The following is a 5,622-nucleotide window of genomic DNA, read 5'->3' as shown; positions in this document are numbered from 1 at the left end:
TGGACCCAGGACGACCTCGACGCCGTCGCCCGCCAGCTCAACGGCCGACCCCGCGAGACCCTGGACTGGCAGAATCCCGCACAACGACTCAACGACCTACTCGTTGCAACCGCCGCCTGAAACCGCCAGCCCTCAGACCCGCACCTGCTGACCACTCGACGCGGGGACCCCGGGGGGTGCGCGGTGTGGGGCGTGGCGGGTGGGGGGTCAGAGGGCGGTCGCGCGGCGGAGGGTGATGAACGAGACCACCGCCGCGCCGATCGCGACGACCGCGCCGACGGCGGCGGCCTGCTGCGTGCCCGCGTCGAACGCCAGGCGCGCGGACTCCAGCAGCGCACCGGAGTCCACGGTGCTCAGGTCACCCGCGATGCGGGTCGCGCCGCCGAGGGTCTCCCCCGCGGCGTGCGCCTGGTCGGCGGTCAGGCCGTCGGGCAGCACGACGCGCGACCGGTACGCCGCGTTCAGCACGGAGCCGAGGATCGCGACGCCCAGGGTGGTGCCGAGCTCGTACGCGGTCTCGGAGATCGCAGACGCCGCACCGGCCTTCTCCGGCGGGACGGCGGTGGTGATCTGGTCGTTGGTCAGGGTCTCCGCCAGGCCGACGCCGACGCCCATGATGACGAACGTGACCGCGACGGTCACCGGGGTGGGCACGTCGCCGACCAGGGTGAGCACGCCGTAGCCGACGGCGGCGAGCAGGAAGCTCGACCCGATGAGGATGCCGGGCCTCACGTACCGGACCAGGCGCACCGCGAGCAGGCCGGCGGCGACCGAGCCGACGAGGCCGGGCAGCAGCACGAGGCCCGCGTCCATCGGGCTGAGACCCGCGGCGAGCTGCAGGAACTGCGACACGATGACCAGCAGCCCGGAGAAGCCGAGCACGGACAGCAGGTTGGCGGACACGGCGCCCGAGAACACCGGGTTGGTGAACAGCCGGACGTCCAGCATCGGCGTCGCGAGGCGGCGCTGGCGGCGGACGAACGCCCAGCCCGCCACCAGGCCGACCAGGACGCAGCCGCCGGTCAGGGCGGTGAGGCCGTGCTCGCCGACGGCGATGATCGCGTAGACCAGCGGCAGCATGGTCGCGAGGGCGAGGGCGCTGCTCAGCGGGTCGACCGGGCCCGGGGCGGGGTCCTTCGACTCCGGGATGAGCGCGACGGCGAGCGGCAGCAGCACCAGCAGGACGGGCACGTTGATGAGGAAGACCGAGCCCCACCAGAAGTGCGTGAGCAGGGCGCCGCCGACGATGGGGCCGAGCGCGGCGCCGCCCGCGAACCCGGACGCCCAGATCGCGATGGCGAGGCGGCGCTGGGCGCGGTCGAGGAAGACGTTGCGGATGATCGACAGGGTCGACGGCATGAGCGTCGCCCCGAACAGGCCGAGCCCGGCGCGGGCCGCGATGAGGGCCGCGGGCGTGGGCGACCACGCCGCGACCAGCGACACCAGGGCGAACCCGGTGGCCCCGATCAGCAGCAGGCGCTTGCGCCCGACGCGGTCGCCGAGGGCGCCCATCGGGACGAGCAGTCCCGCGAGCACGAGCGGGTAGGCGTCCACGATCCACAGCAGCTGCGAGCCGGTGGCGCCGAGCTGCGCGGTGATCGACGGCAGCGCGAAGCTCAGGACGGTGTTGTCCACCGAGATGAGCAGCACGGGCAGCATGAGCACGACCAGGACGGCCCAGGGACGCACCGGGCGGCCGCGGTGCAGCAGGGTCGTCGCCGTCGGCGTGGGGACCACCGGGGTGGTGGCGGGGGTGGACACGGTTCTACCTCGCGTTCGTCGTCGGGGATCGGCGTAACTGTACCGTCTGGACGGTTAACTGACGAGACCGGTACGGTCATTCCCATGTCCGCGACCCGAGACCGGCTGCTCGACGCCTTCGAGGGCCTGCTCATCGCGCACGGCGTCCGCGCCGCGACGCTCGACGCGGTCGCCGCGGCGGCCGAGGTGTCCAAGGGCGGGCTGCTCTACCACTTCCCCAGCAAGGCCGCGCTGGCCCAGGGGCAGCGCGAGCGGCTGGCCGAGCTCGGCGCCGCCGACGTCGCCGCGATGGCCGCCGCGCCCGAGGGCGCCGCCGAGTACTACCTGCGCGAGTCCACGGCCTCGGGCGGGCCGCTCGACCGCGCGCTGATCGCCGCCGTCCGCCTCGCCGAGGAGTCCGGGGACGACGCCACCGCCGTCCTCGACGAGCTGCGGGTGCGCTGGTACGACGCCCTGCTCGCCGAGCTGCAGGACCCCGCGCTCGCGCACGCCGTGCAGCTCATGGGCGACGGGATGTACTACAACGCCGTCACCGGGATCCGGGACCCCGGGGCGCTCGAGGACGCCCTCGCCGTCCTCGCCCGGCTGCGCGGCTGACCGCTCGACCGCTCAGCCCAGCACCTCGCCGGAGCGGATCTCCAGCACCCGGTCCGCGCGTTCCGCGATGAGCGGGTCGTGGGTCGTGACGACCGCCGCCACCCCGCTCTCGTGCACCAGCGCCTGCAGCAGGTCGAGCATCGCCGTGGCGTTCTCGCTGTCGAGCTGCCCGGTCGGCTCGTCGGCGAGCAGCACCTGCGGCCGCGCCACCAGGGCCCGGGCGATGGCCACCCGCTGCTGCTGGCCGCCGGACAGCTCGCCGGGGCGTTGGCCCGCGTGCCGCGCCAGCCCGACGGCCGCGAGCGCCGCCGCGACCCGGTCGTCCCGCTCCCGGGGGTCGACCCGCAGCAGCCGCAGGGGCACCTCGACGTTCTCCGCCGCCGACAGCACGGGCACCAGCCCGAACGACTGGAAGACGAACGCGATCCGCTCCCGGCGGACCGCCAGCAGCGCGTCCTCCGACAGGGCGGTGAGCTCGACGTCGCCCAGGTGCACCTGCCCGGACGTCGGCCGCTCGATGCCGCCGAGCAGGTGCAGCAGCGTCGACTTCCCGGAGCCGGACCGGCCGCGCAGCACCAGCAGCTCGCCCGGGGCCACGTGCAGGTCCACGCCGCGCAGGGCGTGCACGGCGGTGTCCCCGGAGCCGTAGGTACGGGTCAGCGCGGTGCCGCGCAGCGCGGGGACGGGTCCGGCGGTCACGGGCGGTCCTCCTCGGGGGACGGGGTCGCGTGCCGCCCGCGGGGCGGCGCGTCGGGCGGGCCGTCGGGCCGGGTCCCGCCGTGCGGCCAGACCCGCACGTGGTCGGGCTCCAGCCCCAGGCGCACCCGGTCACGCAGGTCGAGGCGCTCCACGACGTCCCGCGGCAGCTGCAGGCGACCGACCCGGTCGATCACCGCGAACTCCTCGGCGTGCAGCACCTCGCGCCCGTGCTCGTCCACGCCGGTCCGGCGCAGGGTCTCGGTGGCCGTGCGGCCGTCCCGGATCGCGACCGTACGGCGCACGTGCTCGGACACCAGAGGGTCGTGCGTGACGATCAGCGTGGTCACGCCCAGGGACTCGTTGACGTCCCGCATCGCGTCCAGCACGTCGGACGACGTCGCCTCGTCGAGCTCGCCGGTCGGCTCGTCGGCGAGCAGCACCCGGGGCTCGGCGGCGACGGCGGTCGCGATGGCGACCCGCTGCTGCTCACCGCCGGACATCTGGGCGGGCCTCCGGTCGCGGCAGTGCGCGACGCCCATGACGTCGAGCAGTTCTTCTGCCCGCGAGAGGCGCGCCGCGGGTCGGCCCCGGCGCGCGACGAGCAGCGGCAGGGCCACGTTCTCCGCCGCCGTGAGGTAGGGCAGCAGGTTGCGGGCGGTCTGCTGCCAGACGAACCCGACGACGTCCCGGCGGTACGCGCGACGCGCCCGCGACGACAGCGCCGTGAGGTCCGCCCCCGCGACCCGGGCGGTGCCTGCCGTGGGGCGGTCCAGCCCGGACAGGATCGTCAGCAGCGTCGACTTGCCGGAGCCCGACGCCCCGACCAGCGCGACCAGGTCGCCCTTCTCGACGCGCAGGTTGAGGCCCTGCAGGGCCTGCACCTCCACGCCCTCCGTGGTGAAGATGCGCACCACGTCCTCGCACAGGATGTCCGGCTCGGTCACCGTCATGCTCCCTCCCGCAGCACCTGGGCGGCCGCGACCCGGCGCGCGGCGACCACCGCGACGACGAGCGCGACCGCGCACACCAGCAGACCCACGCCCCCGAGGGCGGCGGCGGTCCCCGCGTCCAGCACCGGGTCCACCCGCTCGGTGGACCCCGTGAACAGCCGCAGGTCGGCCACGCCGAGCACCAGCGCGGGCAGCACCGCGCCGACGAGCAGCCCGCCGACCAGCGACACGACCAGCGGCCCCGCGACCTCCGCGGCGACCAGCGTCCGGCGCACCGACGCCGGGGCGCCGAGCACCCGCAGCAGCGCCGTCGTCCGGCCGCGCGCCGGGGCGCCGGTGAGCAGCAGCAGCGCCAGCACACCGCCGCAGAGCAGCGCGCTCAGGCCCGTCACGACCAGCAGAGCCGTGCGCGTGCCGCGCACCAGCACGGAGCGCTCCACCTCCGCCCGCTCGGACGCGACGGTGCGGACCGCGAGCGTGTCGTCCACGGCCTCGGCGACGGCGTCCGCGACGACGTCCGGGTCCGCGCCCGGGGCGGTGCGGACGAGCAGCCGGTCGACCGTCGGCTCCTCCCCGGTGGCGGCCGTCCACGCCGCCCGGTCGACGAGCACCCAGGTCTGGCCGGCGGCGACACCGGGCACCTCGGCGACGGCACCCACGACGTGGAGCGGGACCCCCACCCGGGTCATCCCCACGACCAGGGCGACATCCCCGGCCGTGTCGCGGTCGGCGCCGGAGGCGACCACCGCGGCGAGCGCCCCGCCCGGGGCCGCGAGCGCGTCCGGGAGCGGGTCGACGCCCGGCAGGTCGGCCTGCACCGCCGCGAGCGCCGCCGCGTCCACGACCCGCACGGGGACGGTGTCGGTGGTCCGGCCGACCTGGAGCGTGCGCCGCCCCGCGTCGCCCACCGCCGCGACCGCCTCGACGCCGTCGACCGCCCCGGCCGCCGCGACCTGGTCCGCCGTCAGCCCACCGCCGGAGGGCACGGACACGGTGAGGTCGACCCGCACGTCCGCACCCGCGCCCCGGACGGCGCCGCGCTCCGTGCCCGCCGTGACGGACGACAGCGTGACCGCCGACAGCGCGACCGTCGCGACCCCGAGCACCAGCGCGACCACGGGGACGATCCCGGCGGCGGGGCGACGGGCCGCCTGGGCGGCACCGAGGAACACCCCCGCGCCGGGACGGCGGCGCACGACCGCGAGCAGCGCCCGCACCGGCCACGGGTAGACCCGGAGCACGACGACGGCGGCCGCCAGGCCGAGCACGACCGGCAACGCCGTCACCAGCGGGTCGCCACCCCCGGTCGCGCCCGCGAGGCCGCGGTCCCGGGCCACGGCCACGGCGACCCCGGCGGCGAGGACGACCAGCACCTCCACGACCCAGCGCCACCGCCCGGCGGGTCCGCCGAGGTCCCGCCGGCCCTCGGCGGTGCGACCCGCGGCGAGCGCGAGCAGCAGCGCCGGCGCCAGCACCGCGAGGACGGGGAGCACGAGGTCGGCGGCCCGCGTCGGTCCGGGCACCACCGCCCAGCCCACCAGCGCGCCGAGGACGCCCGCCGGGACCGTGACCAGCAGGCCCTGCACCGCCGCGAGGCCGCGCACCGCCGCACCCG

4 protein-coding genes and 2 pseudogenes are annotated in these 5,622 nt (G+C 76.7%); 2 read left to right on the top strand and 4 right to left on the bottom strand.

The genetic code is table 11. From position 1 onward, the window contains the following. Window positions 1-120 (top strand): annotated as a pseudogene (locus EBM89_RS22645) (IS30 family transposase); the annotation flags it as partial. 87 nt (window positions 121-207) lie between these two features. Here EBM89_RS22645 and EBM89_RS19215 read toward each other — a convergent pair. After that, the gene (locus EBM89_RS19215) at window positions 208-1,761 is read right to left on the bottom strand and encodes an MFS transporter (protein WP_439647209.1); all 1,554 of its coding nucleotides are present in this window, start codon (window positions 1,759-1,761) and stop codon (window positions 208-210) included. Window positions 1,762-1,845: 84 nt separating this feature from the next. Between EBM89_RS19215 and EBM89_RS19210 the strand changes: the two genes are divergently transcribed. Continuing rightward, window positions 1,846-2,358 carry a TetR family transcriptional regulator gene (locus tag EBM89_RS19210; RefSeq protein WP_122151210.1) on the top strand — a complete coding sequence of 171 codons (513 nt, stop codon included), beginning with the start codon at window positions 1,846-1,848 and terminating at the stop codon, window positions 2,356-2,358. Between the two features lie 12 nt (window positions 2,359-2,370). Here the strand turns inward: EBM89_RS19210 and EBM89_RS19205 are convergent, their stop codons facing one another. From EBM89_RS19205 to EBM89_RS21525, 3 genes and pseudogenes are all read right to left on the bottom strand, one after another. Further along, on the bottom strand, window positions 2,371-3,057 hold the full coding sequence (locus EBM89_RS19205) for an ABC transporter ATP-binding protein (RefSeq protein ID WP_122151209.1): 687 nt from the start codon (window positions 3,055-3,057) through the stop codon (window positions 2,371-2,373). Beyond that, window positions 3,054-4,007: an ABC transporter ATP-binding protein gene (locus EBM89_RS19200; protein ID WP_122151208.1), complete on the bottom strand. Its 954-nt coding sequence runs from the start codon at window positions 4,005-4,007 to the stop codon at window positions 3,054-3,056. Before EBM89_RS19200 ends, EBM89_RS19205 begins: the two co-directional genes overlap by 4 nt. Further along, a pseudogene (locus tag EBM89_RS21525) lies at window positions 4,004-5,622 on the bottom strand (hypothetical protein); the annotation flags it as partial. The pseudogene EBM89_RS21525 and the gene EBM89_RS19200, both read right to left, overlap by 4 nt.

This window comes from Cellulomonas triticagri, assembly GCF_003696205.1.
In the GTDB taxonomy this organism is placed as follows: Bacteria; Actinomycetota; Actinomycetes; order Actinomycetales; family Cellulomonadaceae; genus Cellulomonas; species Cellulomonas triticagri.
The sequence above is the reverse complement of the archived record's forward strand: the minus strand, read 5'-3'. Positions and strand labels throughout refer to the sequence as shown.

Excerpts from the sequence above, each read along its gene's own strand:
- EBM89_RS19200 (WP_122151208.1), bottom strand. The coding sequence starts at position 4,007 with ATGACGGTGACCGAGCCGGACATCCTGTGCGAGGACGTGGTGCGCATC.
- EBM89_RS19210 (WP_122151210.1), top strand. The coding sequence starts at position 1,846 with ATGTCCGCGACCCGAGACCGGCTGCTCGACGCCTTCGAGGGCCTGCTC.